Genomic DNA, 25,902 nt, shown 5'->3' with positions numbered 1-25,902 from the left:
TCTTCATATGTAGCAGCACTTGCTTGATTTATCTATGTAGGGTATCACCATACAAATAACAAATAAAAATTTTTCACTTATATAATAGGTTACAAATAAATATTAATTTGGCTGGCATCTTTACTATATTTAATTTTTAAATTTGCCATTTTTAATATTTAATTTATCCTTGATTTAATATAATTAACATGGAAAAAGTAAGGATAAATACAAATTTATAATAATGCAATTGCCCCATCATCAAGTTATAAAAAATGGCATAACTGTAGAACTAGATTATATGCATCCGCAAGAACAGGAAGAAGTGAGAGCATTATTAAATCTAGTAATTACTGAAGGTAAAACCTATCCTCAAAAGCAACCCCTTTCTTTGGCAGAATTTGCGGCTTATTGGTTGAGTCAGGATGCCTTTGTTGTTAGGTCTGTTGAGCAGGGTGCTACACACAAAGCCAAAGATATATTAGGGGCTTTTTATCTAAAACCAAATTTTCCCGGCCGATGTAGCCATATTTGCAACGCTGGTTTTATTGTACAACCACAATTGCGGGGTCAGGGGATAGGGCGGTTTATGGGAGAGGCGATGCTAGTGATCGCAACTAGTCTGGGCTACGAGGCAGTAATGTTTAATTTGGTCTTTGAAACTAATATACCGTCAATTACCCTGTGGCAGACATTGGGATTTGAGATTATTGGACGCATTCCCCAAGCTGCTAAGTTAGCTGATGGGCAAACGGTAGACGCACTGATGATGTATCGTGCTTTATGTTGACAAAGTTGTTTATCTTTGTATGTACCTGAAGCCAGCCAGAGGGCAGAAATGTTAGGATTGCCACAGAGAGAGAATAGCGTGCATAGAAGGAAAAAAAACTGAATGACAGAAGTTGATAAGTCAATATCCTTTGACGGACGGGATATTCGACTGAAGGTTGGCCTACTAGCTCCCCAGGCTGGTGGGTCGGTTTTGATACAATCAGGGGATACAGCTGTTTTGGTAACAGCTACGCGATCGCAAGCCAGAGAAGGCATTGATTTTCTTCCCCTCACAGTAGATTACGAAGAAAGACTGTATGCTGCGGGTAGGATTCCCGGCGGGATCATGCGGCGTGAAGGTCGTCCTCCAGAAAAAACAATTCTTACTAGCCGTCTGATAGACCGTCCCCTGCGTCCGCTGTTCCCTTCATGGTTGCGCGATGACTTGCAAATCGTCGCTTTGACATTGTCAATGGATGAGCAAGTACCACCCGATGTGTTAGCTGTGACAGGTGCTTCAATTGCTACCCTGATTGCCCAAATTCCTTTTAATGGCCCAATGGCAGCAGTGAGGGTAGGTTTAGTAGGTGATGACTTTGTCATTAACCCAACCTACGCAGAAATTGAAGCTGGAGACCTAGATTTGATAGTTGCGGGTTCACCAGATGGGGTGATCATGGTCGAGGCGGGAGCCAACCAGTTACCAGAACGCGATATCATCGAGGCGATTGATTTTGGCTACGAAGCGGTACGGGATTTAATCAAAGCACAACAAGATTTGGTTGCAGAACTAGGTCTAGAAATTGTGCAAGCAACAGCCCCAGAAGTAGACCAAACTTTAGACAAGTTTATTAGCGATCGCGCCAGTGAAGAGATTAAGAAAATTCTCGCGCAATTTGAACTTACTAAGCCAGAGCGCGATGCAGCTTTGGATGTAGTTAAAGAAAATATTGCCAATGCGATCGCAGAACTCCCTGAAGAAGACCCAGTTCGCGTTGCTACAGCCGCCAATAGCAAAGCCCTTGGTAACACCTTCAAGGAAATTACCAAACACTTCATGCGCCGTCAAATTATCGAAGACAACGTCCGCGTTGATGGTCGCAAACTCGATGAAGTGCGTCCCGTTTCTTGTTTAGTTGATGTGTTACCTAAGCGCGTTCACGGTAGCGGCTTGTTTAATCGCGGACTCACTCAAGTATTATCCGCTTGTACCCTAGGTACACCCGGAGATGCCCAAAACCTCAACGATGACTTGCAAACAGACCAATCTAAACGTTACTTACACCATTACAACTTCCCACCCTTCTCTGTTGGAGAAACAAAGCCGATGCGCGCCCCAGGACGGCGGGAAATCGGTCACGGGGCACTCGCAGAAAGAGCGCTGTTACCAGTGCTACCTCCTAAAGAACAATTCCCCTACGTGATTCGTGTGGTATCGGAAGTACTATCTTCCAACGGTTCTACCTCGATGGGTTCAGTCTGTGGTTCTACCCTAGCGTTAATGGATGCTGGTGTACCAATTCTCAAGCCCGTCAGTGGTGCGGCGATGGGTTTGATTAAAGAAGGTGAAGAAGTCCGTGTTCTCACAGATATCCAGGGCATTGAAGACTTTTTAGGCGACATGGACTTTAAAGTCGCTGGTACGGATACGGGAATTACTGCCTTACAAATGGACATGAAAATTTCCGGTCTGTCATTGGACATTATTGCTCAAGCAGTCCATCAAGCTAAGTCAGCCCGCTTGCACATTTTAGAAAAAATGCTGCAAACCATCGACACACCACGCACAGAAACCTCACCCTATGCGCCACGCTTATTGACCATCAAGATTGATCCTGACATGATTGGTCTGGTGATTGGGCCTGGAGGTAAGACCATTAAAGGCATTACTGAAGAAACAGGCGCGAAAATTGACATCGAAGATGATGGCACCGTCACGATTTCCGCTGTGGATGAAAGCAAGGCGAAGAGAGCCAGAAACATCATCCAAGGCATGACCCGTAAATTGCACGAAGGTGATGTCTATGTGGGACGAGTCACCCGCATTATACCTATTGGTGCTTTTGTGGAATTTCTGCCTGGTAAAGAAGGCATGATCCACATTTCCCAACTAGCTGACTACCGCGTTGGCAAAGTTGAAGATGAAGTGGCCGTAGGCGATGAAGTGATTGTCAAAGTGCGCGAAATTGACAACAAAGGTCGGATCAACCTGACACGTTTAGGTATCCATCCTGACCAAGCAGCTGCAGCGCGGGAAGCAGCAGCAGTAAATCGGTAATCGATTTAGGATTTTAGATTGAATCTAAAATCCGCGATGCCTTAGGGCAAGGCATCGCTGTATGCTTCTCTTATTCAACTTTTAAAATTATTCGAGCCGCAAGACTGAAGTCGCGGCTAAAAAAATTCAGCCTGTCTACAGAGACTCAATGTAATTCGGGACTGACAAAAATTAAAAAAATACCCAAATCTTAGGGGCACGGCGTAGATAAGATATTTGAATTTATAAAAATCTTGGGATGCCATGCCCCTATGTGTTGTTGATTTATTTTTTGGAGTTCATATAAATGTATTTCCAAAATAAAATAACAGTCATATAACAGCAAGAAGTTTGAGTTGAAAAAATGGTTTCTAAGGAACCGACTAATAATTAAATTGCTTACCCTTTATGGGTTGGGCTGTAGTTAGTTTATGTAGCTACTAATTCATACTAAACTGAAATACTAGTATGGTTTGAGAATCTAGGAACAGCTTTGTATTTAAGGTTTTCAATCTAAAATCCCAAATGGGTATCAGTCTTTAGTCCCAATTTACAATACTCACTTTGTCAGTTTCTGAATTTACGCTATGTTTGGTATTAAAAGAATTAGCCTAAGTGGTTAACTGTAACTCTTAACTTGATATACAGCATTGTGAGTGCTAAACGTCTGCCAGAAACCATCGCCCATGTCAAAATAACCCGCCAATCTTGGCAACACGGCTTCCTTGAGGGCGAAGTAAGTGCGGGTGAGTATGAATGGCAGTTCCAATGGCATTTTCGCCGAGGAGAACTGTCTGTAAAGCCTTCTCAAGGTCGCGCCTTAATTAAAGAACCTTTAGGTCGCTTCTTGGAGAAACAAGATTATCAGTTAGAGCCTGGAGGAGACTATGCTTTTACTATTCGCGCTGAACTGTAAGGGTTCCCTGACCGAATTTTAGATTTTAAATTTTGGATTGTTGGCGTAGCCTCTTTGCTAGGAGAAGATTCAAGATTTAAAGAATCTAAACGGCTTCCAAGCCCCCGAATTAATTCGTGGAATCAATCCACGCATCCAAAATTGACTGACAATTTTTAACTGTTAACTGATTCTGCTAGGCGATTGAGATATCTTTCAATTAAAAGGATGGCAACAATGTCATCTATTGGGCGTGGTGGTTGTCGCATACCTTGCGGTAACAGCTTTGTCAGTCCTTTAGGCGGATACATTTGCCAATAGCGATCGCGTGCTTCTAACGTGGTATAGCGTTCATCTACCAAAATAATATTCAACGGTTCTACTAATTCTTTTTGCAACCGTTGTTTCCATTGCTTGGCTGTAGTTTGGTCGCCCATTACCATCATTGAAATTGGGTATTTTTGACGCAGGGTTTCAATGGTAGCGATCGCGGCATTTGCTGGTACAACTTGGTGATAATGTAGTTGCCGATCTAGCCCGATCACTGCTAATCCACATTTATCTCGACCGGGATCAAAGCCTAAAATGACTGGTTGTGTCGGTGAGAATTCACGGAGATTCATAAGCAAATTAAAATTTAAAAGTTCAACTGTAACCACACTCTCATTTAGACTGCTGGCTATTTTTGAACTACAAGTTCAAGATATATCAGCCGCTTAAATCAGCTTAAATCGGATTAATATCTAGTTGGTTAATTTTTTACGTACTAAAAATAACCTGGCCGCCGATTACTGCCACTAGTTTGACTCTCAGCGGCCCAGCTGTGAAAGTGTCTTCAGCTGCGATCGCTTTAATCTCTAATGCTTGATCGGATTGCCTAAGTTGGGAAACAAAGCGCAGAAAAGTACCATCGATTTGGACATTTTCAATAATGCCAGCATTTCGGGCGCGAAATTGCGAAGCAGAAATCAGCAGATCCAACCTTTGCCTGAGTTGATAGGATGTCATCGTCTTGGGATCAGCAGTAGTGCTGGCTAGTATTTGTCCCCCAGAAAAGACCAGTTGGTTTCTCGCTGAATCGGCAAAGAATTCTATCTGCTTTTCTCCCCTGACATAATTACCAGCAGAGAAAATCCGAATGACATATTCTCGACCATCATTTATCTGCTTGATCAATTGCTCAATGCGATCCGGGGTAACGTGCAGGATTTCTACATTATTTAAGGTATTTGTCCCAGGTTCAGCTAATTCGAGGATAGCATTCTGATTGGCTTCCTGGAGCAGTTGAATGATTGCTTGACGTGCTGCTGTCGGCTGAGTGACTTGAACTACAGCCGCCGCCAAAACTTGACCCCGTACTAAAGCCAATTTCCCTAAACGCAGGTCACGATATGACTGATAATATTTTTCCAGCCTGGCTACTTCTTGTTCTAGATAGTTCTGTTGCTTTTCTAAGTCTTTTAGGAGAGATTCCCGTTTAGCAATCACTTCCTCGCGGGCTGCAACTTCTTGATTGCGTTGTTGAATGAGTTTATCCAACCGGGCAATTTTTTGATCCCGTTGTTCAATGGCTTCTTGTCTATTAGCTAATTCGCGATCGCGTTTGGCAATTGCTGTTTTAGCTTCATCAATCGCTTTCTTGGCTTCAGCATACAGTCTTTGGCGTTCTATTTTGCGTTGCTCAATTTCCGCCAGCAGATTCTTTTTCTCATCTTCAACGCTTTGCAGTTCTGTGATTGCTTTTTGATATTGTGCTACGACTTGGCCTAATTGGCTTTGAGTGCGTTGCAACTGATTTTGGGTTTGTGCTTGTTGCTTAAGAGTGCGGTTAAGTTGAGCTTGCGTTACCTGTTGTTTGGCATTCGCCGCCTGCAAGGACTGATTAATTACCTGTAAGTCTTGCTGGGCTTGGGACTGTTCTTTCCTGGCTTGATTTAGTTCACCTTCTACTTGACTTTTCTGGGTTTCCGCAGTTTTGAGTTGTTCGCGCTTTTGTCTGAGGTCTTTTTGAATATCCTCTAACTCAAACACCCCTTTGCGTAATCCTTCATCAGCAGCAAATAAAATTGCCAGAGTAGACGCTGAAATTAAAGTACCAGTAAAAATAGTTACTATGACTGCCGTATTTTTTGGACGTAATTTAAACAAAGAAAGGCGCGCCTTGCCAACTCGTGTGCCGATGCGATCGCCCACGGTGGCAAGTACGCCCCCTAGAATTAAAATTGCTGCAATGAGGATGTACCCAGTGGTCATCTTCAGCTACCGAAATGCTTCCAGATACAGCCTACTACTTTCAAACATCTTCTGCGGGAAATCAGAGATTGGCAATTGCTGAACTTAATCAATTTTTAGATTTACCTCCATAGTGGTGTGATTTCTAAAAACACAACATTCGCCTCCTCTGCTTTCCCCAATTGCTTTTAAGTAAATTGCCGACTTAAAGTAACAGGTTTATGCACAGTAATCTTCTTTTTGTGAATAGAAATCATCTTTTTCTCACGTAAATCGCCGAGTAACCTGGTGACGGTAACACGAGTAGAACCGATCGCTTCTGCGATCGCTTGATGAGATAGCTTCAGATCTATTGTGATCCCATCTGCACAAGGAACACCAAAATCGCGACAGAGAATTAATAAAAAACTCACTAACCTTGAACCCATATCTCGGTGTGCGAGGGTTTCAATCATCATCTCTGTTTGTAAAATTCGCGAAGAAAGACCTCGCAGCATTAACATTGATAATTCTGGATTTTCCTTGAGTGCCTGCTCTACTTGTTCAATAGGAGCTGACAATAATTCTACAGGGGTAAATGCAACGGCATGGTAAAACCTATCCGATTTGTTTCCCGTCAGCAATGACAACACACCAAAAACGCTATTTTCCCGTAGCAGCGCTACTGTGATTTCTTCTCCTGCCTCATACACCCTGGAAAGCTTAACAGCGCCTTTCAAAAGAAAATAAACTCGTTCAGCAGGATCGCCTGGAAAAAAGATCGTTTTATTGCGTTCAAACGTTTCTACAACTGGAGGAAACGCTCCAGTTGCCATCTGACGAAAAACATTTGCTAGGGCTTTATCTTGTGTCACGATCATCTCCCTTCCCCTACCCAATGCCGGAAAAACAAAAACTGATTACCTAAGAATACACCTGAAAAATCAATAAAGCACCGTCAACCTTTCTGTACTTTCCTATACTCAAAATTATTGTTTCCTAATTATTTGTTTATTATGATACATAATTTTTGATATTTTTAGCTAGTACTTCTTGAATAGCTAGTTACTTCAGCTGTATTAGCAATGTTTTTTTAAAGACAAAATCAAGAGTTCTTGAGAATTTATTAAGGAATAAACTGTAATTTTATTCTTGTAAAAACCCTTACCAATAATATTTTTACAAATCCTCTGTAAAACAAAGACAAACTAGCCTCAGATTCTAGTATGCTCCTAATGATTGTTTACACTTACCATTTCTCATGCTGAATCTGACAGGAAAAAATGCCCTTGTTACAGGTATTGCAAATAACCGCTCCATTGCCTGGGGAATTGCCCAACAACTACACCAAGCTGGAGCTAACTTAGGTATTACTTACTTACCTGATGAAAAAGGCAAAATGGAGAAAAAAGTTGCGGAATTGGTAGAACCTCTTAACCCCAGCTTATTTCTTCCTTGCGATGTCCAAAACGATGAACAGATTCATTCTACCTTTGACACCATTCGAGATAAATGGGGAAAGCTAGACATCCTAGTTCATTGCTTGGCTTTTGCTAATAAAGACGATTTGAGTGGAGATTTTAGCCAAACAACACGCGCTGGCTTCAACACAGCACTACAAATTAGTACTTATTCCCTCGTGCAGTTGAGCGGTGCAGCCAAACCTTTAATGACCGAAGGTGGAAGTATTGTCACCCTCACTTATTTAGGTAGCATTAGGGCGATTCCTAACTATAACATTATGGGAGTTGCTAAGGCAGGGTTGGAAGCTAGTGTACGTTACCTAGCAGCAGAAATGGGGCCGCAAAATATCCGGGTGAATGCCATCTCCGCCGGGCCGATTCGCACCTTGGCATCTAGCGCTGTCGGCGGCATTTTAGATATGATTCACCATGTAGAAGAAGTTGCTCCTCTGCGACGCACAGTCACCCAGCTAGAAGTAGGTAATACAGCTGCTTTCTTGTGTAGTGATTTGTCCACTGGGATTACAGGACAAGTCATATATGTGGATGCAGGATATGAAATTATGGGGATGTAGTAGATTTTGGGCATGGGGCATTGGGTATTGGGCATTGGTAATGGGTAATTGGTAATGGGTAATTGGTAATGATATTTCTCCCTCATCTCCCTTATCTCCCTTATCTCCCTCATCCCCCTCATCTCCCCAATCCCCAATCCCCAATCCCCAGTCCCCAGTCCCCTATTCCCAATTCCCACTAACTATGCAAATCAGCGATCGCGAAATAAATCTCTCTCTCGAATCACCTCATCCCAGTCCTCGGATTGCTTCGGTTCATCGCACAACTGGTGAAACTGATGTTCAAGTTACTATCAACCTTGATGGTACAGGTATTTGTAAGGCAGCTACAGGAATTCCCTTTTTGGATCATATGCTGCATCAAATTGCCTCCCACGGGTTAATTGACTTGGATGTCCAAGCTAAAGGAGACTGGGAAATTGATGACCACCACACTAACGAAGATGTGGGTATTACCTTAGGACAGGCTTTCAGTAAAGCGCTAGGTGACAGGAAAGGTATTGTCCGCTTTGGTAATTTCCTCGCGCCACTTGATGAAGCATTGGTGCAAGTAGCATTAGACTTTTCTGGTCGTCCCCACCTCAGCTATGGTTTAGAAATCCCTACACAACGGGTAGGAACCTATGACACCCAACTAGTAAGGGAATTTTTCGTGGCGCTGGTTAACCATAGTCAATTAACATTGCACATTCGTCAGTTAGATGGCATTAATTCCCACCACATCATTGAAGCAACTTTTAAAGCATTTGCTAGAGCAATGCGGATTGCAGTGGAAATCGACCCCCGTCGTGCTGGAATGATTCCCAGTTCTAAAGGGGTTTTGTGAAGCAATAACCATAATATGCTGAAGTTCATCCCACTTCCTTTTCAGGGGGTGGGATTTTGCTTGTATGGGGAAATTAAGCTAATCGGCATTTAAGTTACATGATCGGGGCGGGTAAGATGCCCACCCCACAAGAGTTTGATGAAATTTAATATGCAAATTAGATATGTTTTAGCTTACCATGCATCAATTTGCCAGGTTTTCATCACGCCCTCAGAAGGTATGAGGCTTTGCCGTCAACTCTCTGTTAAGTACTTCATTGGCAACAATTTTCACAATCATGTTAGTTATTGCTAACCAATGGGTACCCTCTATAGTGAACAAAGCTATAGCCCTAAAGCGTAACTTTGGCAAATTTGGTAATTGTTTATGGAACTGCGATGAAGTCTGTTGTAGACGCTCCTAACTTTCAGCTAAATACTCCCGATGCACCACCCGTAGTCTTCACTTCTGAGTTGCGGAAAGTCTACCGTACTGGGTTTTGGATGCATCAAAAAGTTACATCCCTCAAAAATTGTTCTTTAACTGTTCACCAAGGAGAAACTTTTGGGTTACTAGGGCCCAATGGTGCGGGGAAAACCACCTTGTTAAAACTTTTACTAGGAATTATCCGCCCTACCTCTGGAAGGGGATTGTTGCTAGGTAAACCATTAGGCGATCGCAGTGTTAAGCAATATATTGGCTACCTGCCAGAAAATCCCTATTTGTATGACTATCTCACTGGCTGGGAATTTTTACAGTTAGCGGCGGGAATATTTCAAATTCCCCAAAATATTCAACGCCAACGCATTCCTGAACTATTAGAATTAGTCGGTTTATCTCAGGCTGATGCGCGCAAAAAACAGATGCGTCGTTATTCCAAGGGTATGTTACAGCGCGTTGGTATGGCTCAGGCACTAATCAACGACCCCAATGTGGTATTTCTAGATGAGCCGATGTCTGGTCTCGATCCTGTAGGCCGCTACCAAATGCGGGAAATTATTTTAAAACTGAAAGCCGCAGGTAAGACAATTTTCTTCAACAGCCATATCCTGAGTGAAGTCGAAATATTATGCGATCGCGTTGCTATTCTCGCTCAAGGGGAATTAATCTGTACTGGTTCCTTTCATGAACTATTAGGTGACTCCAGCATCTATGAAGTCAAAGGTATAGGGGGTAACAGAGAGATTTTGGAGAAATGGTTACCTAATGTTGTATTTAAAGCTGATGCTTCTTGGCAAGGTACACTACAACAAGAAAATTACTATGATTTTCTAGCCAGCCTCCGGCTTATGGGAGGACAAATTATGGCGATGAATTTGTCGCGCCTCTCTCTTGAAGAGTTTTTTATGCAACAGATTCGACACAAACATCATTTGTCTCACTAATACAATTAACTGTAGGATTACTATTGGTAATTTCTGCTAAGTATACTGAAAATTAAATTAAGCAATAGCTAAGTTAAACTTCTGGGCAATTATAAATAACACAGCAGAATTAAGTAGATAACAAGACTTAGTTGATATTAACTTGCAAATTTATCAAAATATTTCAGTAACATCACTGCCTGATTTACTATAAATTAAGATTTAAATTGCCCAAACTTTAAATTAGCTTTACTGAAAGTTCAATTTCCGGCAACAAATACTTCTCCGGAAGGTCAAGTTTTTATAAGAAAATAAGAATGTGGCGGAACTTGAGTAATTCCGTATAGTCAAGATTAAAATGTTTAGACAGTATTTTAGCAATTGTAGTTTCAGAGTCTTAGGTAAATATGCTTAATACAGGTTTGCTGAAAATCCTCACTCAGTCAATTATGGGTGTGGTTGTGTTAACGGCTGTTAATGTTGCTGCGCCATCTGCTAGTCAAGCTCAGGGACAACCGGTATCACCGAATAGAAGACCAGTATTACCTAATGCTCAGTTCACAACACCTACTACAGCACCGGCAGCGCCATCTGTATCATCTGTTATAGATACTAATTATTTATTAGGCGGCGGCGACCTGATACGGGTCAACGTATTTGAAGTGCCAGAATATACTGGTGAATACCAAGTTCCCCCAGGTGGCTCGATTAACTTACCCTTAATTGGTAGTATCTCAGTTCTTGGGCTAACTACCGAACAGGCCGCTGATTTAATTAGCGAACAATACAAACGCTATCTGAAACGTCCTCTAATTTCCGTTAACCTGCTATCACCACGCCCCATCAATATTTTTGTAGCAGGAGAAGTTACACGCCCAGGAGCTTACACTCTCAACTTACAGGGAGGCGCAGGAAACAATCCTGGCGTACAATACCCAACTGTATTAGCAGCCCTGACCACAGCCGAAGGCGTAACACTCGCAGCCGATGTTACTAAAGTGCAATTACGTCGCAAGTTGGGAAGGACTGGCGAGCAAACAGTAACACTGAATTTAAAACAATTTATTCAAACAGGTACAATTGGGCAGGATATTACCTTAAGGGATGGTGACACCATCGTTGTACCCACTGCCACTACTTTTAACGTAGCAGAAGCACGCAATTTGTTTGCAGCTAACTTTGCTGCCGATCCTACAAAACCACGCACGGTAGCAGTAATTGGCGAAGTTAACCGTCCTGGCTCTTATCTTGTGACTCAAGGTAGTACAGAAGGACAAAATGGTGGAGCGACTGGTACTGGTTACCCAACTCTCACAAGGTCAATTCAACTAGCTGGGGGAATTACACCACAAGCCGATATTCGCAATCTGAAAATCCGCCGCCCCACCAGAACTGGGACAGAACAAACCATAGATATCAATCTTTGGCAACTATTGCAGAGTGGCGATGTTAACCAAGATGTGATCGTCCAAGATGGAGATACAATTGTTATCCCTACAGCAACCGAGATTAACCCCGCAGAAGCGACTCAATTAGCAACTACTACTTTATCTCCCACAGTTATTCAAGTTGGTGTGGTAGGCGAAGTTAAAAGACCTGGTTCTGTAGACCTGAAGCCAAACAGTTCATTAAACCAAGCATTGCTAGCTGCTGGTGGATTTAACGATGCTAGAGCGAAAAGTGGTGCTGTGGATTTGATTCGCTTAAATCCCAATGGAACTGTGACCAAACGTGTAGTACAAGTAGATTTCTCCAAAGGAATCAATGAGCAAACTAATCCCATCCTCCGCAATAACGATGTGGTCGTAGTCAGCCGTAATGGTGTAGCTCGCACTGGAGATACCCTTGGTGCTATCTTTAGTCCTGTAGGCGCAGTCTTCGGGATTCTTAGAACTATCTTCTCTGGATTTTAAATTTGTCTAGTTACTGGGGACACTGGTTAAGGATTTATGTCCCCAGACTGCAACAAAAGTGTATATTGGCCAGTCACAATTATGCGTTATGAATTTTTTGTAACTAATATAATAATTAATGGCTAATATGCATTTTTGGCGTAGCAAACAGCAGCGTACAATATCCTGGGTGCAAGGGTTACTATGTAGCATCACCATTGCACTCAGTTGGGGTGCTGGGATGACCTCAACTTTAGCAGCCCAAAAAATTACTATCCGCTTAGGGCCATTTCAGCAAGCGATCGCGATCGCCGATATTGAAGCATTTGCCAAAACTGGGAAACTTCCAGAAAACCTACAACTTTTTCGCCCTTTCTTAACTCCACAATTTCAAGAATTACTGAATCGGCGGGTACAAGTAGATCCAGCTTTGGCTGACAAGTTTTTTGATGATCTGGTGCGATCGCCACAAGGTCAACAGTTAATTTCATCATTGGGAGTTGCGATTCCAGGTAGTACAGTAGAAGGTCTCCAAGGCGCACTCAACCTCTCTCTACGTCAAGTTAACGGTTTGAGTGTTCTGGGGTTTTTACGCGCCTACCCAGAAGAAAATGTGACATTAGATGCAACTAAAGCCATTCAAATTGCCGTAGAATTCAACAGCAATTACCTGCAAAGCCAAGCTTTAGGGACTTTGCTAGAAAGAGATTTGTTAGTCAAAAATACTACAAATTTTCAACCTAGCTTTGATCCTGCAGCTATTGGTAAAGAAGCAGTACAACAACAAACCCTAACTTTACAAGATAAACAACGTAAAAGAAGCATTCCTGTAGATATTTATTGGAGTCAAGGTCACACTCAAGCACCATTAGTTGTGATTTCTCCTGGTTTGGGTGCAAACCGTAAATTCTTGAGCTACTTAGCAGGTCATTTAGCTTCTTACGGGTTCACTGTAGCGGCGATGGAACATCCAGATAGCAATATTAACGGTTCTATTTATCAAGCTTCAACACCAACAAATTTAGCCCAAATCCTAGCACCTACAGAATTTATTGATCGCCCCAAAGATATCAGTTTTTTACTCGACGAACTAGCCAAACTCAACAATCAATCAGGAACGCTACAAGGAAAATTTAACACTGATAAAGTCACTGTCATCGGTCATTCCTTGGGTGGTTATACAGCTTTAGCCTTGTTAGGCCCAGAAGTAGACTTAGAAGCAGTCAGACAATTCTGTCAAAATTCTCTTTCTATCAACGAATCTCCTGGGGATTGGTTGCAGTGTGCGGCTGCGCCTTTAAAAGAAAAGAAACTACAATTAAAAGACCCAAGAGTCACAAGTGCAATCGCTTTTAACCCTGTAGTTGGTAATCTGTTTGGTAAAACAGGGCTAAATAAAATTAATAATCCAGTATTAATTTTAACTAGTACAGAAGATTCTTTAACCCCATCCTTGAAACACCAGATAGCACCTTTTAATCAACTACAAAGCAGCAAATATTTGTTAACTGCTATTGGTGGAACTCACTTAAGTATTAGCGATCCTAGCTATAGCGCTAGTACAGCCACTACCATTTTTCCAGAAAAGCGCGGTTCCGAAACCAATTCTCTGCGTCAGTTAGTTCGTGGTGTTACCTTAGCGTTTGTCAAACAGTCAACCCCAGAAGCGAAAATTTATCAACCATTTTTGACACCTGCTTACGCTCAATCTCTCTCTAAACCAGAATTACCCCTGCGTCTGAATTCTGATTTACCTAGAAATATCAAACCCTGGTTAGGTTTTGTAGTTGATCAGCTGACCAAATAATATTTCCATACAGTTTGGACAGCCAATACTGAAACAATGGAAGTATACACACAAGTAAAATGCCGACAATGAGTGAACTTCCCAAGAGTCTTGAAGAAGCGATCGCCCAATCTCGCATAGCTACCCAAGCTGCTTTAGCAGATGGCTGTACTCGCTTACAAGTTGAGTATTTGTTTCCCGAACTTAAAATGATGCTGGTGGCGGCAGATTTTCTACCGATGTTTGCCGACTACGGTTCTCGTTTGAAGATTTTCTTTGCTGATGCTGGTGCTGCTGCCCTTGCTCGTCGTGAATGGGCAGATACGCCATATAAAATTGAGGATATCGGTACAGGTAGAGCAACTCCTGTCGGGTCAAAAGTTCAGCCAGAGGATGAAATTTTTCTATTTATTACGCCAACGGCTGTAGAAGTACCGCAGATGGAAAAACTTTGTCAAGAAATAGGCGATCGCCCCATAGTTCTCTTAAATCCCCGCCTCGAAGATGCTGGAACTGTAGGTATTGGTTACGCAGGAAGACAAACCCGTCAACGTTTCATTAGCACCATAGAATCTTCCTACTACCTCCGCCCTGTAGACGACGAAACTGCCGTTTTCCGCTGCTACCCTAGTTTATGGGAAGTTTGGGTAGAAAAAGACGGCGACTATCAAAAAATTACAGAATTACCCAACAGACCTTCAGGTGATGAGTTAGATCTCATCCTGATGAAACAATCCCAAACAGGAACAGACTCTACACCTGCTAAAAAGCCAAGTGTGTTTAAGAGTTTGCAAAGATTCCTCAAAGCTTTGAGTAGTTAAGGTTGGGGACTGGGGACTGGGGACTGGGGACTGGGGACTGGGGACTGGGGACTGGGGACTGGGGATATGAGGGGGATGTAGACGCTTTGCAGCTCCCGTCAGGTGGGAGAACACACACCAAACCCCAATTACCCATTACCCATTACCAATTACCTATTACCAATGCCCCATGCCCCATACCAATTAATTACTCCTGATCGGCGCATTCAAGACTTTTTCAATGCGATCGCGTGTTTCTAAAATGTGCGCTTTTGTATACTCATCGTCAGAATTGGCTCCTGCTAGTTTTTCGTTGAGTTGCTTGATTTTATACCAGGCTAATGTACGTGCATCTTCGGGGACGTATTCTTTGCGTAACACCATATCGCTCAAAATATTCACATATTCCCGTTGCAAGCCTCGCCGTAGGCTGGAAATCTTCAGGGGTTTGTTTTGAGGTTTGATCACTTCTGTCCAAATATCAGTTTGCAGAGTATCAAATAGTTCTGGAATACTAAGTGTTTTTTCGGTAGGATTTTTGAGTTCAATATCCTTGAGGCGGGTAAGGCGATCGCCTGAAAGTAAATCCGTCAATACCGCACTCTGCAAGATTAACACCAAGTCATGAATTGGGTAATCTAAACGCCCAATCATGGGATAGCTACCCCAATGGTACCAGCGAGAAGGTGCTAATTTATTCAGCAATTCTGGTGAGAAGTTAAAAGCATCGTCGGCAAAGACATATTTATTTAATGTCGCTAATGCTTGGCGTTGTTCTTCTACTGGTACGGCTTGGAATGGTAATCGCTTTTGTCCGCCTAGTTTGGTAGATGAGGCGCTAGCACGAATGCGATAAAAGGACTGTCCGCCAATATATTTTGTGGTGTAAAAAATATTTTGGAAGTAGTTACCTAATACAGTACCGAAGCGATCGCTCAAGTCGCTAAAACTTTCTCCGGCAATGGGATAACGTTTGGTGAGACGATCCCACATCACACGAGAATTATCTAGCTGCCATTGGGAATAGCGCAGTACATTGCCGCTATTGTCCCAAGCATTAGCAGTAGGGTCGAGGTCATATCTATCTTCATCTGTAGAGTAACTCAACTCTGGGCGATCGGATTGGCTAGCAATTTCTTCTAAAAATGATTTCTCGGCTATGGGGGTTGATGCTTGAGTGGGTGTATAGCCGTACTGAATTGCCCAATCATCATAAGGGCCAACCATACTGGGGAAATAATCACCCTGTTTGGTACCTTGGGGGGCAATATTCGGCGGAATATAATCCATCACCGAAGCTGTCAAACCTTTATGATGCGTAATCTGCTGATCGTTGAGTTCCTCTGGCGGGAGTAGATTGCTACCCCGGAAGTTGTGACGTAACCCTAAGGTGTGACCAACTTCGTGGGCAATAATTAAGCGTAAGTATTGATTGATATAGTCTTTTAATTGTTCTTGGCTAGTGGTGTTGTCTTCTAAGAGTGTCATTGCCAAGGAACCCAAAGCAAATTGCTGCGAGGCTTCCATGCCATAGCATAAGTCTGACTCACCAGCGATTTTCGCTAAACGACCTAACCAAGGCTTTTGCTTTGCTGGCTGCTGGGGATTATCTTTAGATTTGCCACCTAAGCCATTGACGCAAAGCATATTATTTTGCATCAACGCCGATAAGGAACTACGTGGAGATGCTAAGTTAGGCTGTACTATTTGACGATATTCATTCTTCAGTACACGGACAAAGCTGCCATCTACTAAAATATCTGCATCTAAAATCTCTCCAGTTAAGGGATTAACACGGGATGGCCCCCTAGCAAAAAAACCATCAATAGTGTTAATCCAGCGAATAGTATTGTAGCGAATATCTGCGGGGTCCCATGTGGGATTATCTGGCATTTGCCGCACTTCAATTGCGTCTTTAAAGCCTGCCTTAAGAAAGGCTTTATTCCACATTAATATCCCTTCTTTAATGGCATCGCGATACTCAAAAGGTACAGCATTATCAATCCAAAAGACAATCGGTTTTTTCGGACGAGATATTGTTGCTTGTGGGTCGGCTTTTTCTAGGTTCCAACGATTGATATAACGTACAAACGGGTCGCCGCGATCGTCTTTAGATAAGTCTTGATAGGCAGTGATAAAATAGCCCACACGCTCGTCAGCCAAACGTGGTTGATATTTATTGTTTGGCAATTGGGAGATACTATAGTGCAGACGCAGAGTAAAGCCACGGCTGTCAGGTAAAGACTCAAAGTTGAGCATTTCACTGTCGCTACTGCTACCGCCGCTACCAGAAAAATTTAAAACTGTTTCCACTTCTAGGTTTTCTGGAAAGACTTTGGCCTCGCCAAAATAGGATTGATCTGTGCCACCTGGTATTCCTAAACTTAGAGATAAGCCGGCTAAATCTGTCAGTAACAAATCACCCAAGTCAATTAGCAGAGTTTTGCGTTCTGGATGAATGCTTTTAATGGGAATAGTGTACAGTACAGAATCACTAAAAGACCGGGCGAGCGATCGCGCTTGCGGATCTCCTTCACGAGTACGAAAATTAACATTACGGACAGCAAATTGCAGGTTATTATCCACTCGTTTAAAGTAAAATAAAAAGTCCTGTAAAGGCATACCGCTATAAATACCCTGTTCGCCAATACCTGATTCCAAGGTAGAGGTAGCTAGATAATTTTTATTTAGTTGCTCTGGCTGAATTTCTAAATAAATTTTATTCTTTTCTTTTTGGCGATAAAGCGTGAACACCCCCGCTGACTTTTCAGTGTCTTTGGTGACTTCATCAAAAGGCTCTAAGTCATCCTTTTTTGGTGGTTTACTCGATGAGTTAGGTTTTTCGCTGGGCTTGTCTGGGGTTTTGACAGCTTGTAAAAAAGGTTGTTTACCAGCTTGTTTCGGACTTTGAACTATCCAGTTAAAAGGTTGCTGCTGTACTTGTTGATTTTGATTAAGCACCCATACTTGATCCGTCTTTTTCCCTAAAGAATGGGGTAACTGTGATGCTTCTAAGGCTCGTTTGAGAGCATTATTGTCTAGCTTTTTTAAAGCTTTCAGGTTTTGTAGGCTAATCTCAGATTTTTCTGTAACCTTAGCTGTAACTGGTTTTACACTAACTTGATCTACCTGTTGGACACTGTGTAACTCAGTATTTACTCTGTTATTAGGTAGAGACTTAGCACTAGCGGTTGTTAATCCTAAAAACAAACCATGCAACAAAATTACATAAAAAGTTAATCTATTCATTTAATCAATCCCCGATAACAATCAATAGCTAATTTCTCATTGTTGTAAAGTTAAGCCGCTTGGCGCTGATCTAACTGAAGCTTATTCTAAAAATATTATTAGCTGGCTAATATACAGCAGTGAACTTTTTCGTTAAGTTATCATTATTTTTTTGAATCTGATTGGACAGTTTTACTGTAGTATTTTTGCTAACAATTGTGTCTGTAGCATACAGTACGTATTATTTTGACACCAGACTAGTAAACTTGCTGGGAAGAAAGTATAACAATTTATGCTAAATCGATGACATTACTGGAAAAGGCACAACTTCTTAAGCTGTGATTTCGATTTACACAAAGAAAAATTGTCAGGCTGTGATTGGTTAGCTACCACCAAAACATCTCTAATAGTTACAAGTTATAAATTATACAAATTTTTTTTGCCCGATCAGCTTCTGAGCCAATCTCAATCGTTAAATCATCTCTAACTAAACAGTAATCAGATAGTAATCAAAGATACCAAATGTCCTATTTATTGCAAATTTGGAAGCGTTTAAGCAATTACGCCAGAGGTACAAAGTTACCAGAGTTCTCGCAGAAAGAATCTCTGGAAGCTGAAGCAGTGTCTTCTAGGGAAAAAACAACTCCAGATTTTGAACCAAGCTGGAAATTTGCTCAAGATACTTTACCAGACTCTTTACTACCTCAACAATTACAAAAAAGATTGGAAGAATGGTCAAACCCCAGCAGTGGGTTACCAGATTTCACAAGCGAGATGTCATCCGCTACACTCCGTATAGACGTGCAGAGATTCAACGCTAGATATCGCCAATTATATGCACAAATTTACGATTTACTAGGTCAGAGCGCGTTGACCCCAGACATAGTTGAACAAGTCATGAACTTGTTAATTGCAGGGAAAAAATTTCGTCCAGTGGTCTTATGCCAACGCCTAGAAGAATTTTATCGTCGCTGGTGTCACGGGGAATTTATCGATGCAGCACCGAATGATAACTTGCCACAGAAAAAAATGCTACAGATGCTCGCGAAAAATCGCGAAATAGGACTGAGGCAAGTAGATATATATACAGGACTTAATGTACTCATATTACTTTTAGAGCTACACCGCTACGCCCAAGGGCGAGCTGAACTTCAGCAGCATATTATGTTTTATCCTTCCAGCCAACCGGATACAGAAAGTTTTTTCACATCGCAACTCCTACGTATTATTAACTATAGCGATGCCATAGAAATTGGTAATTTTACTAGTATCGTTGGGGAATTCTTAAGAGGCGGCAACTTTCGTGGCGCTTATTTAGGAAATGCTAACTTGGCAGGTGCTAACTTTAGCGGTGCTAACCTCACAGGTGCATACCTAGGAGATGCCAACTTAACAGGTGCCAACTTTAGCAATGCCAACTTGACAGGTGCTAACTTTGGTGATGCCAACCTCAGTGGTGCTAACCTCAGCAATGCCAACCTCAGCCGCATCGACCTCAGCAGTGCCAACTTGAGCGGTGCCAATCTCAATCATGCTGATCTCAGCCGCGCTAACCTCAGCCACGCCGACCTCAGCAGTACCAATCTCAAAAATGCCAATCTTACTAGTGCTGACTTGAGTAGCACCAATCTCAAAGATGCTAACCTCAGTGGTGGTGACCTCAGCCATGCGATACTTTTTGGTGCCAACCTCAGCGAAGCTAAACTAACTAGCATCAATCTCAGTCATGCAGACCTCTGCCGTGCCGACCTCAGTGGTGCAGACCTCTGTCGTGCTATTCTCAACGGTGCCAACCTCAGCGACACAATTCTTTTCAGTACCAAGCTTAATGATGCCATTCTTGTAGCTGCTGATCTCAGCTACGCCAAACTCAACGGTGCAAAACTCCAAGGCGCGAAGCTCAACGGTGCAATGTTTTTAGGTGCAGATCTCAGCGGTGTAGATTTGAGCGACGTAATTCTCAACGATGCTGATCTCAGCGGCGTAATGCTTAATGATGCTGACCTTAGTGGTGCTGACCTCAGTGATGCCATGCTTTTTGGTACCGACCTCAGCTATGCCAACCTCAACCAAGCCAACCTTAGCGGTAGTAACCTTAGCGGTGCTTTACTCAATGGCGCGGATCTCAGCCACAGCAACCTGAGCTATGCCATACTCAGCAATGCTGATGTCAGCGAAGCCAACCTAGAAGAAATGACCTGGGGAGAAAAGCAGCAATGGGAAACTGTGCGCGGATTAGAAACCGCGCTCAATGTGCCAGCAGGATTGAAGCAGCAGCTTGGGTTAGGGGGATGACGGAGATGAGGGAGACTGAGTCAAGCAGAGGGGCAGGGGGCAGGTGAGACCAGCCCCCGTCTTGGCGGTCTCCGTCACGATGGGGGACTGGCGAACCCGAAGGGGAGCAGGGGAGAATAATTAATGACAAATCCCAAACACCCAACACCAATTACCCATTACCCATTACCAATGCCCCATGCCCAATTAAACTTATTAATTTGCCTTACGATTAATTTCTTGCAAATCAAGAGCGTAATTTAATCGCAAAACATTTACTCCTGGCTCACCAAAAACCCATAAAAATCTATCATCAGTATATTTATTAATTAGAGGTAATATTTCTTCTGCTTTGACGTTACGGGCACTAGCGACTCTCTCCAATTGCTGCCTAGCAGATTTCACAGAAATATGCGGATCTAAGCCAGATGCAGAGGTGTAAATTAAATCTGCAGTTGGTTGAACATTTTCGTCTCGAAATTGATTAGCTTGCTCAACAATACGATTGAGTAATTCTGGATTACTAGGAGCAAGATTACTCGCACCAGAGATGCCAGTTGCTTTGGCTTTTTTACCTTGGCTATATCTCACTGTACTGGGACGGCCATGAAAATATTTCTCTGATGTAAATACCTGACCAATTAAAGCAGAACCAATTGGTGGGGCATCTGGTTGAGCATCTATATTTTGCATGATGCTGCCATTAGCTTGCAAAGGTAAAAAAACTTGACCGACTACTAAAATTAACAGGGGATATATAAGTGCTGTTAGTAACCAAAGTACTAAAGTTATACGAATTGACTTGATGATTTCTCGAATAATAGACATACAATAATCTGTGCGATCGCTCTTTTGAATTTAATCTTGAATAATAATTTTGAACTGTTAGAAGCTTTCTGGCTGAAAGACGACAACAAATAAGTATATAACAAGGGATATCGTGACAAGTCCCAAAATGCCAATTGCCCATGTGGTGCGACTTTCTAAATTGACATCTGAGGCAGCATAAACTACAGGGGCAATTGCTAAGGTGAATCCTAGTGCCATCAAGGTTGACAGGAGTAACTGTTGTTTACGCAATTTTGACCAGACAATATTTTTTGTCTGTATTGAACTTCTATCCTGAAAATTTTTTTTCATTTTGCTTGATTTTTTGCACCCTTATACCATTTTGGATTTTAGATTTTGGATTAGGAATTACTCTTTATATAAGAGTTATGTCAATCCATCTGTCGGATTATTTCTGCAAAGTTGTCTTAGTATTTACTTTTAAATAGTAAATAATTTAATTAAACGCAGAGTAACGCGGAGATTCCCGCAAAGTAACGCAGAGTATTTCCTCAAAACTTGGTTATGAGTTAATGAAATACTGTGTACTAAGTTAACCCTGCTAGTGTAATTAGAATATCGATTAATTTAATGGCGATAAATGGTGTAATTATTCCACCTAAACCATAAATCAAAATATTGCGTTGCAGTAGTTGATTAGCTGTTAAGGGTCGGAAATTTACGCCCTTTAACGCTAAAGGAATTAAGGCAGGAATAATTAAAGCGTTATAAATTAATGCCGATAATACTGCTGAATTAGTACTAGTCAACTTCATAATATTTAGGCTTTGCAAATTAGCAGAGGCAAAGATTATGGGAATAATTGCAAAGTATTTAGCAATATCATTAGCTAAGGAAAATGTTGTCAACGCTCCACGGGTAATGAGCAATTGTTTACCAACACTGACGATATCAATCAATTTTGTGGGGTCTGAGTCTAAATCCACCATGTTTGCTGCTTCTTTTGCCGCCTGAGTCCCCGTATTCATGGCTAATCCCACATTAGCTTGTGCTAGGGCTGGGGCATCATTGGTACCATCTCCGGTCATGGCGACTAGTTTGCCTTTCGCCTGTTCCTGTTTAATGACAGTAATTTTATCTTCGGGAGTGGCTTCGGCAATGAAATCATCAACGCCAGCTTCTTTGGCAATCACCGCCGCAGTCATATGGTTGTCTCCAGTCAGCATAATGGTACGTACTCCCATACGGCGTAACTGGTCAAAGCGTTCGCGAATGCCAGGTTTGACAATATCTTTAAGATAAATCACGCCGTAGATTTCATGGTCTAAGCACACAGCTAAAGGTGTGCCGCCCTGCTGAGAAACTCGCTCGTAAGCCGCATCAAGTTCTGGGGTTTCGCGGCCATTACGGGAACGTACAAACCCTTTAATTGCTCCCACTGCTCCCTTACGTACCTCTCTCCCACCAGGTAAGTTGGTGCCACTCATGCGGGTTTTGGCAGAAAATTCTACTGCTTGTGCCTGATTGTAGTCAAAATCTACCCTTGCGCCTAATTTTTCTGCTAGTCGCACAATTGATTTCCCTTCAGGCGTATCATCAAATACGCTAGCTACCCAAGCAACATTGGCGATGTCTTCAAGTGTATGACCGTTAATCGGGATAAATTCTTCTGCCAAGCGGTTACCAAGGGTAATTGTCCCTGTTTTATCGAGAACTAAGGTATTAACATCTCCGCAGGCTTCGACAGCTTTACCTGATGTGGCAATAACGTTAAATTGGGCGACTCGATCCATACCGGCGATGCCAATGGCACTTAGCAATCCGCCAATAGTGGTGGGGATCAGTGCAACTAATAAGGCAATTAAAACTGGGATGCTGACTGGATTTTTAACGGTGTAAGCAAATGCAGGCAGAGTGACGACTACAAATAAAAACACTAAACTGAGAACTGCCAATAATACAGTCAAGGCAATTTCATTGGGTGTTTTGCTGCGTTCTGCCCCTTCCACCAAGGCAATCATCCGGTCGATGAATCCTTTGCCTGATTCGGCTGTAATACGGATGATTAATTCATCAGAGATAATCCGCGTACCACCAGTCACCGAACTAGCAACATCCGAGCCAGATTCTTTCAGTACTGGTGCAGATTCTCCAGTAATTGCCGATTCATCTACAGAAGCCACACCCATAATCACTTCCCCATCGGCGGGAATGAAATCACCTGCTACTACGTAGACGGTATCACCCTGTTTGAGGCTGCTGGATGGGACTTCAGTAATAGTGCCATCGGTGGCGAGTTTTTTGGCAGTTGTTTCTAATTTTGTCGATCGCAAAGCATCGGCTTGGGCTTTACCTCTTCCTTCGGCTACAGCTTCCGCAAAATTGGCAAACCAGACTGTGAAAAACAAAATCCCAGTTAAGATGCCGTTGAAGAGTTGCGGATTATTCTGCTGAACTGGGCCAAACAGGCTGGGCTCAATTGTCACCGCTAAAGTAATGAGCGTCCCAACCCACACCAAAAACATTACTGGGTTTTTGATGGCGTGTTGCGGATTGAGCTTGACAAAAGCATCTTTAATGGCTCGCAAGTAGATGCCTGTAGCACTGATTTTAGTCTTTTTGCGTGGTTGACGGCGATCGCCTGAACGAGAACGTGGGGGTCTAGCTTTGGAGGTAGCTGCAGCTTGATTCATAGATTTTAGTGAGTGAGGGTGATGGGAGGTAGGGGGAGATGAGGAAGATGAGGGGGATGAGGGAGATTTTTTATATTGTTTTCCTTGTATATCTAACTGCCAGAAGATAATTTAATACCTTCGGCTATGGGGCCTAAGGCTAAAACGGGGAAAAAGGTAAGTACGCCTAGAATGATACTTACGCCAGCTGTGACACAAGTAAATAGCAGAGAATCGGTTCTGAGAGTACCAGGGGTTTCTGGTACTGGTTTCTTACGAGACATACTATCAGCTAGTAACAATATGGCAATAATTGGTATGTAGCGTCCTGCTAAAAGCGGAAATAAGCAACTCAAATTCCACCACAAAGCTGTAGGTGCAGGTTGAGTAGTAGCTAACCCTGCCAACCCGGAACCATTGTTAGCTGCGGCTGAGGCATATTCATAAACTACTTGGGAAATGCCGTGAAAGCCAGGGTTGGTAATTCCAGCGAAGGAAATGGGGTAGGCTAAGGCGATCGCACTGGGGATTAATACGGCAATCGGATGTATCAGTAATACTATACTGGCGAGCACAATTTCCCGTTTTTCGATTTTGCGTCCTAAAAATTCTGGGGTACGCCCTACCATTAAGCCAGTGAGAAAGACGGTAAGAATTACGTAAATTAATAGATAAGCTATTCCAGTACCTTGACCACCCCAAATAATTTGAAGAAATAAGTTAAATAAAGTTGAAAATATTCCTTGGGGCATTAAGGAATCATGCATTCCGTTGACAGCACCAGACATGGTGGCGGTAGTCATGACTGCCCATAGCGCTGTTTGTGCCCAACCAAACCGTTGTTCTTTACCTTCTAAATTGGGAAATTCTAATCCCAGAGTGCCATTAATCAAGGGATTTCCCTGTAGTTCGGCGGTGGATGTGATTCCTACTAAGACAACGAAAATTACAAACACCATCCAAAACAGCAGCCAAGCTTGTTTGAGGTTATTGGCAAACACCCCATAGGTGTAAATTAAAGCAGCTGGGATAGAAATCATGGCCACGAGTTCTATTAAATTAGAAGCGCCATTAGGATTTTCAAAGGGATGGGCAGAGTTCACACCAAAAAAGCCACCACCGTTTTCACCCAGCATTTTAATCATCTCGAAAGATGCAACTGGGCCTCTAGCAATATACTGTGTACCTCCTTCCAAGGTTCTCACTACTACAGGTGCGCCTAATGTTTGCGGTACACCTGAGATGAGGAGTGCGATCGCACCCACTATTGATATTGGTAGTAAGATGCGGGTAATGGCACGGGTAAGGTCAATATAAAAATTCCCTAATTTCCTACCTGTGAGTCCGCGAATAAAGGCAATTCCTACCGCCAACCCGGTAGCCGCGGAGGTGAACATCAAAAACCCCAAAGCTGCTACCTGACTAAAATAGCTTAAGGTCGTCTCACCTGCGTAGTGTTGCTGGTCGGTATTCGTGACAAAAGAAACTGTAGTGTGCAGTAGTGTATCCCAAGTCGGCGCACCAAAGCCATTGGGATTCCAGGGTAAAAATCTCTGAAAAAATATTAATAAATACACTACAATGCCCATGACGAGGTTACTGTATACTACAGCCCTGGCATATTGCCCACCTGTCATACTATCTTTCGGTTTTACACCCGTTAGGACGAAGATGCTTCGTTCTATGGGATTCATGAAGGAATCAAGCAGGGTTCTTTCTCCCATGAAGACACGTGCTATGTATCTTCCGAACACTGATGTAATTGCTATCACAATACATAGTGTTAACCCAATTTGTAAAAAACCTTGTCCCATGTATTTTGTACTCAATTAAATTTAAGTTATAGACAGTTACTCATGCCAACTAATACATCAACTGCCTGACAATATCTCATATAAACTCGATTCATTAATCTGGATTACGTATTTGGATAACTTTCTATTTTCCAGATACTTCTTGAAGTTTCTGCCAAGAATACTTAAATTTTAGTTTTATTCATTAATCTGTCTCCTGTGTACTATTTGTTTATACAATACATTTTCTGATGTTGCTACTTACATATATCCTTCCGTATCAGGGAGGATGATATTTTTATTACACATACTTTAGCTGATATCGTATCAGCCGACACAGTTCAGGGA

Annotated in this window: 18 protein-coding genes; 10 read left to right on the top strand and 8 right to left on the bottom strand. The window is 42.4% G+C overall.

The features are described from left to right. The first annotated feature begins 223 nt into the window (after positions 1-223). From AACU25_RS04680 to AACU25_RS04670, 3 genes are all read left to right on the top strand, one after another. A complete protein-coding gene (locus AACU25_RS04680; RefSeq protein ID WP_096574125.1) occupies positions 224-769 on the top strand; it encodes a GNAT family N-acetyltransferase in 546 nt (181 codons plus the stop codon). Between the two features lie 102 nt (positions 770-871). Next, positions 872-3,028: a polyribonucleotide nucleotidyltransferase gene (locus AACU25_RS04675; protein ID WP_096574124.1), complete on the top strand. Its 2,157-nt coding sequence runs from the start codon at positions 872-874 to the stop codon at positions 3,026-3,028. A gap of 631 nt (positions 3,029-3,659) precedes the next feature. Further along, positions 3,660-3,923 (top strand): DUF3146 family protein, encoded by a 264-nt coding sequence (locus tag AACU25_RS04670; protein WP_045872646.1) that lies wholly within the window; start codon positions 3,660-3,662, stop codon positions 3,921-3,923. 155 nt (positions 3,924-4,078) lie between these two features. Here AACU25_RS04670 and AACU25_RS04665 read toward each other — a convergent pair whose 3' ends face one another. From AACU25_RS04665 to ntcA, 3 genes are all read right to left on the bottom strand, one after another. Then, positions 4,079-4,525: a pre-16S rRNA-processing nuclease YqgF gene (locus AACU25_RS04665; RefSeq protein ID WP_096583493.1), complete on the bottom strand. Its 447-nt coding sequence runs from the start codon at positions 4,523-4,525 to the stop codon at positions 4,079-4,081. 136 nt (positions 4,526-4,661) lie between these two features. After that, complete coding sequence (locus AACU25_RS04660) at positions 4,662-6,155, bottom strand: DUF3084 domain-containing protein (protein ID WP_096574123.1); 1,494 nt, start codon at positions 6,153-6,155, stop codon at positions 4,662-4,664. Between the two features lie 167 nt (positions 6,156-6,322). Further along, entirely contained in the window at positions 6,323-6,994 is a 672-nt protein-coding gene (ntcA, locus tag AACU25_RS04655) for a global nitrogen regulator NtcA (protein WP_010998529.1), read from the bottom strand. Positions 6,995-7,374: 380 nt separating this feature from the next. Here ntcA and fabI point away from each other — a divergent pair, with 380 nt between their 5' ends. The 6 genes from fabI (at position 7,375) to AACU25_RS04625 (ending at position 14,819) form a co-directional block, all read left to right on the top strand. After that, positions 7,375-8,151: an enoyl-ACP reductase FabI gene (fabI, locus tag AACU25_RS04650; RefSeq protein ID WP_096574122.1), complete on the top strand. Its 777-nt coding sequence runs from the start codon at positions 7,375-7,377 to the stop codon at positions 8,149-8,151. 184 nt (positions 8,152-8,335) lie between these two features. Next, complete coding sequence (gene hisB / locus AACU25_RS04645; protein WP_096574120.1) at positions 8,336-8,977, top strand: imidazoleglycerol-phosphate dehydratase HisB; 642 nt, start codon at positions 8,336-8,338, stop codon at positions 8,975-8,977. A gap of 377 nt (positions 8,978-9,354) precedes the next feature. Beyond that, positions 9,355-10,341, top strand: a complete 987-nt coding sequence (locus AACU25_RS04640) for an ABC transporter ATP-binding protein (RefSeq protein WP_096574119.1) — start codon at positions 9,355-9,357, stop codon at positions 10,339-10,341. Positions 10,342-10,727: 386 nt separating this feature from the next. Continuing rightward, the gene (locus AACU25_RS04635) at positions 10,728-12,233 is read left to right on the top strand and encodes an SLBB domain-containing protein (protein WP_096574118.1); all 1,506 of its coding nucleotides are present in this window, start codon (positions 10,728-10,730) and stop codon (positions 12,231-12,233) included. 127 nt (positions 12,234-12,360) lie between these two features. Continuing rightward, entirely contained in the window at positions 12,361-14,019 is a 1,659-nt protein-coding gene (locus tag AACU25_RS04630) for an alpha/beta hydrolase (RefSeq protein ID WP_096583491.1), read from the top strand. 68 nt (positions 14,020-14,087) lie between these two features. After that, the gene (locus AACU25_RS04625; protein WP_096574117.1) at positions 14,088-14,819 is read left to right on the top strand and encodes a DUF1995 family protein; all 732 of its coding nucleotides are present in this window, start codon (positions 14,088-14,090) and stop codon (positions 14,817-14,819) included. A gap of 183 nt (positions 14,820-15,002) precedes the next feature. Here the strand turns inward: AACU25_RS04625 and AACU25_RS04620 are convergent, their stop codons facing one another. Beyond that, the gene (locus AACU25_RS04620) at positions 15,003-18,047 is read right to left on the bottom strand and encodes a zinc-dependent metalloprotease (protein ID WP_096574115.1); all 3,045 of its coding nucleotides are present in this window, start codon (positions 18,045-18,047) and stop codon (positions 15,003-15,005) included. Positions 18,048-18,548: 501 nt separating this feature from the next. Here AACU25_RS04620 and AACU25_RS04615 point away from each other — a divergent pair. Next, positions 18,549-20,321: a pentapeptide repeat-containing protein gene (locus AACU25_RS04615; RefSeq protein WP_096574114.1), complete on the top strand. Its 1,773-nt coding sequence runs from the start codon at positions 18,549-18,551 to the stop codon at positions 20,319-20,321. A gap of 195 nt (positions 20,322-20,516) precedes the next feature. Here the strand turns inward: AACU25_RS04615 and kdpC are convergent, their stop codons facing one another. The 4 genes from kdpC to kdpA form a co-directional block, all read right to left on the bottom strand. Further along, positions 20,517-21,128, bottom strand: a complete 612-nt coding sequence (gene kdpC / locus AACU25_RS04610; protein ID WP_096574113.1) for a K(+)-transporting ATPase subunit C — start codon at positions 21,126-21,128, stop codon at positions 20,517-20,519. Positions 21,129-21,185: 57 nt separating this feature from the next. After that, positions 21,186-21,440 (bottom strand): potassium-transporting ATPase subunit F, encoded by a 255-nt coding sequence (locus AACU25_RS04605; RefSeq protein WP_096574112.1) that lies wholly within the window; start codon positions 21,438-21,440, stop codon positions 21,186-21,188. 236 nt (positions 21,441-21,676) lie between these two features. Then, positions 21,677-23,782, bottom strand: a complete 2,106-nt coding sequence (gene kdpB, locus AACU25_RS04600) for a potassium-transporting ATPase subunit KdpB (RefSeq protein WP_096574111.1) — start codon at positions 23,780-23,782, stop codon at positions 21,677-21,679. Positions 23,783-23,874: 92 nt separating this feature from the next. Beyond that, the gene (gene kdpA, locus AACU25_RS04595; RefSeq protein WP_096574110.1) at positions 23,875-25,575 is read right to left on the bottom strand and encodes a potassium-transporting ATPase subunit KdpA; all 1,701 of its coding nucleotides are present in this window, start codon (positions 25,573-25,575) and stop codon (positions 23,875-23,877) included. Positions 25,576-25,902: the final 327 nt, after the last annotated feature.

The organism is Tolypothrix tenuis PCC 7101, from assembly GCF_963874875.1.
Classification (GTDB): Bacteria; Cyanobacteriota; Cyanobacteriia; order Cyanobacteriales; family Nostocaceae; genus Aulosira; species Aulosira tenue.
This window is presented reverse-complemented; position numbering and strand designations above follow the sequence as displayed.

Bases quoted from the DNA above. Each gene is read 5' to 3' on its own strand.
- AACU25_RS04660 (WP_096574123.1), bottom strand. From the start codon at position 6,155: ATGACCACTGGGTACATCCTCATTGCAGCAATTTTAATTCTAGGGGGC.
- AACU25_RS04640 (WP_096574119.1), top strand. From the start codon at position 9,355: ATGAAGTCTGTTGTAGACGCTCCTAACTTTCAGCTAAATACTCCCGAT.
- AACU25_RS04675 (WP_096574124.1), top strand. From the start codon at position 872: ATGACAGAAGTTGATAAGTCAATATCCTTTGACGGACGGGATATTCGA.
- fabI (WP_096574122.1), top strand. From the start codon at position 7,375: ATGCTGAATCTGACAGGAAAAAATGCCCTTGTTACAGGTATTGCAAAT.
- AACU25_RS04605 (WP_096574112.1), bottom strand. From the start codon at position 21,440: ATGAAAAAAAATTTTCAGGATAGAAGTTCAATACAGACAAAAAATATT.
- AACU25_RS04635 (WP_096574118.1), top strand. From the start codon at position 10,728: ATGCTTAATACAGGTTTGCTGAAAATCCTCACTCAGTCAATTATGGGT.
- AACU25_RS04630 (WP_096583491.1), top strand. From the start codon at position 12,361: ATGCATTTTTGGCGTAGCAAACAGCAGCGTACAATATCCTGGGTGCAA.
- AACU25_RS04625 (WP_096574117.1), top strand. From the start codon at position 14,088: ATGAGTGAACTTCCCAAGAGTCTTGAAGAAGCGATCGCCCAATCTCGC.
- AACU25_RS04680 (WP_096574125.1), top strand. From the start codon at position 224: ATGCAATTGCCCCATCATCAAGTTATAAAAAATGGCATAACTGTAGAA.
- AACU25_RS04620 (WP_096574115.1), bottom strand. From the start codon at position 18,047: ATGAATAGATTAACTTTTTATGTAATTTTGTTGCATGGTTTGTTTTTA.
- kdpC (WP_096574113.1), bottom strand. From the start codon at position 21,128: ATGTCTATTATTCGAGAAATCATCAAGTCAATTCGTATAACTTTAGTA.
- AACU25_RS04615 (WP_096574114.1), top strand. From the start codon at position 18,549: ATGTCCTATTTATTGCAAATTTGGAAGCGTTTAAGCAATTACGCCAGA.
- ntcA (WP_010998529.1), bottom strand. From the start codon at position 6,994: ATGATCGTGACACAAGATAAAGCCCTAGCAAATGTTTTTCGTCAGATG.
- kdpB (WP_096574111.1), bottom strand. From the start codon at position 23,782: ATGAATCAAGCTGCAGCTACCTCCAAAGCTAGACCCCCACGTTCTCGT.
- hisB (WP_096574120.1), top strand. From the start codon at position 8,336: ATGCAAATCAGCGATCGCGAAATAAATCTCTCTCTCGAATCACCTCAT.
- AACU25_RS04665 (WP_096583493.1), bottom strand. From the start codon at position 4,525: ATGAATCTCCGTGAATTCTCACCGACACAACCAGTCATTTTAGGCTTT.
- kdpA (WP_096574110.1), bottom strand. From the start codon at position 25,575: ATGGGACAAGGTTTTTTACAAATTGGGTTAACACTATGTATTGTGATA.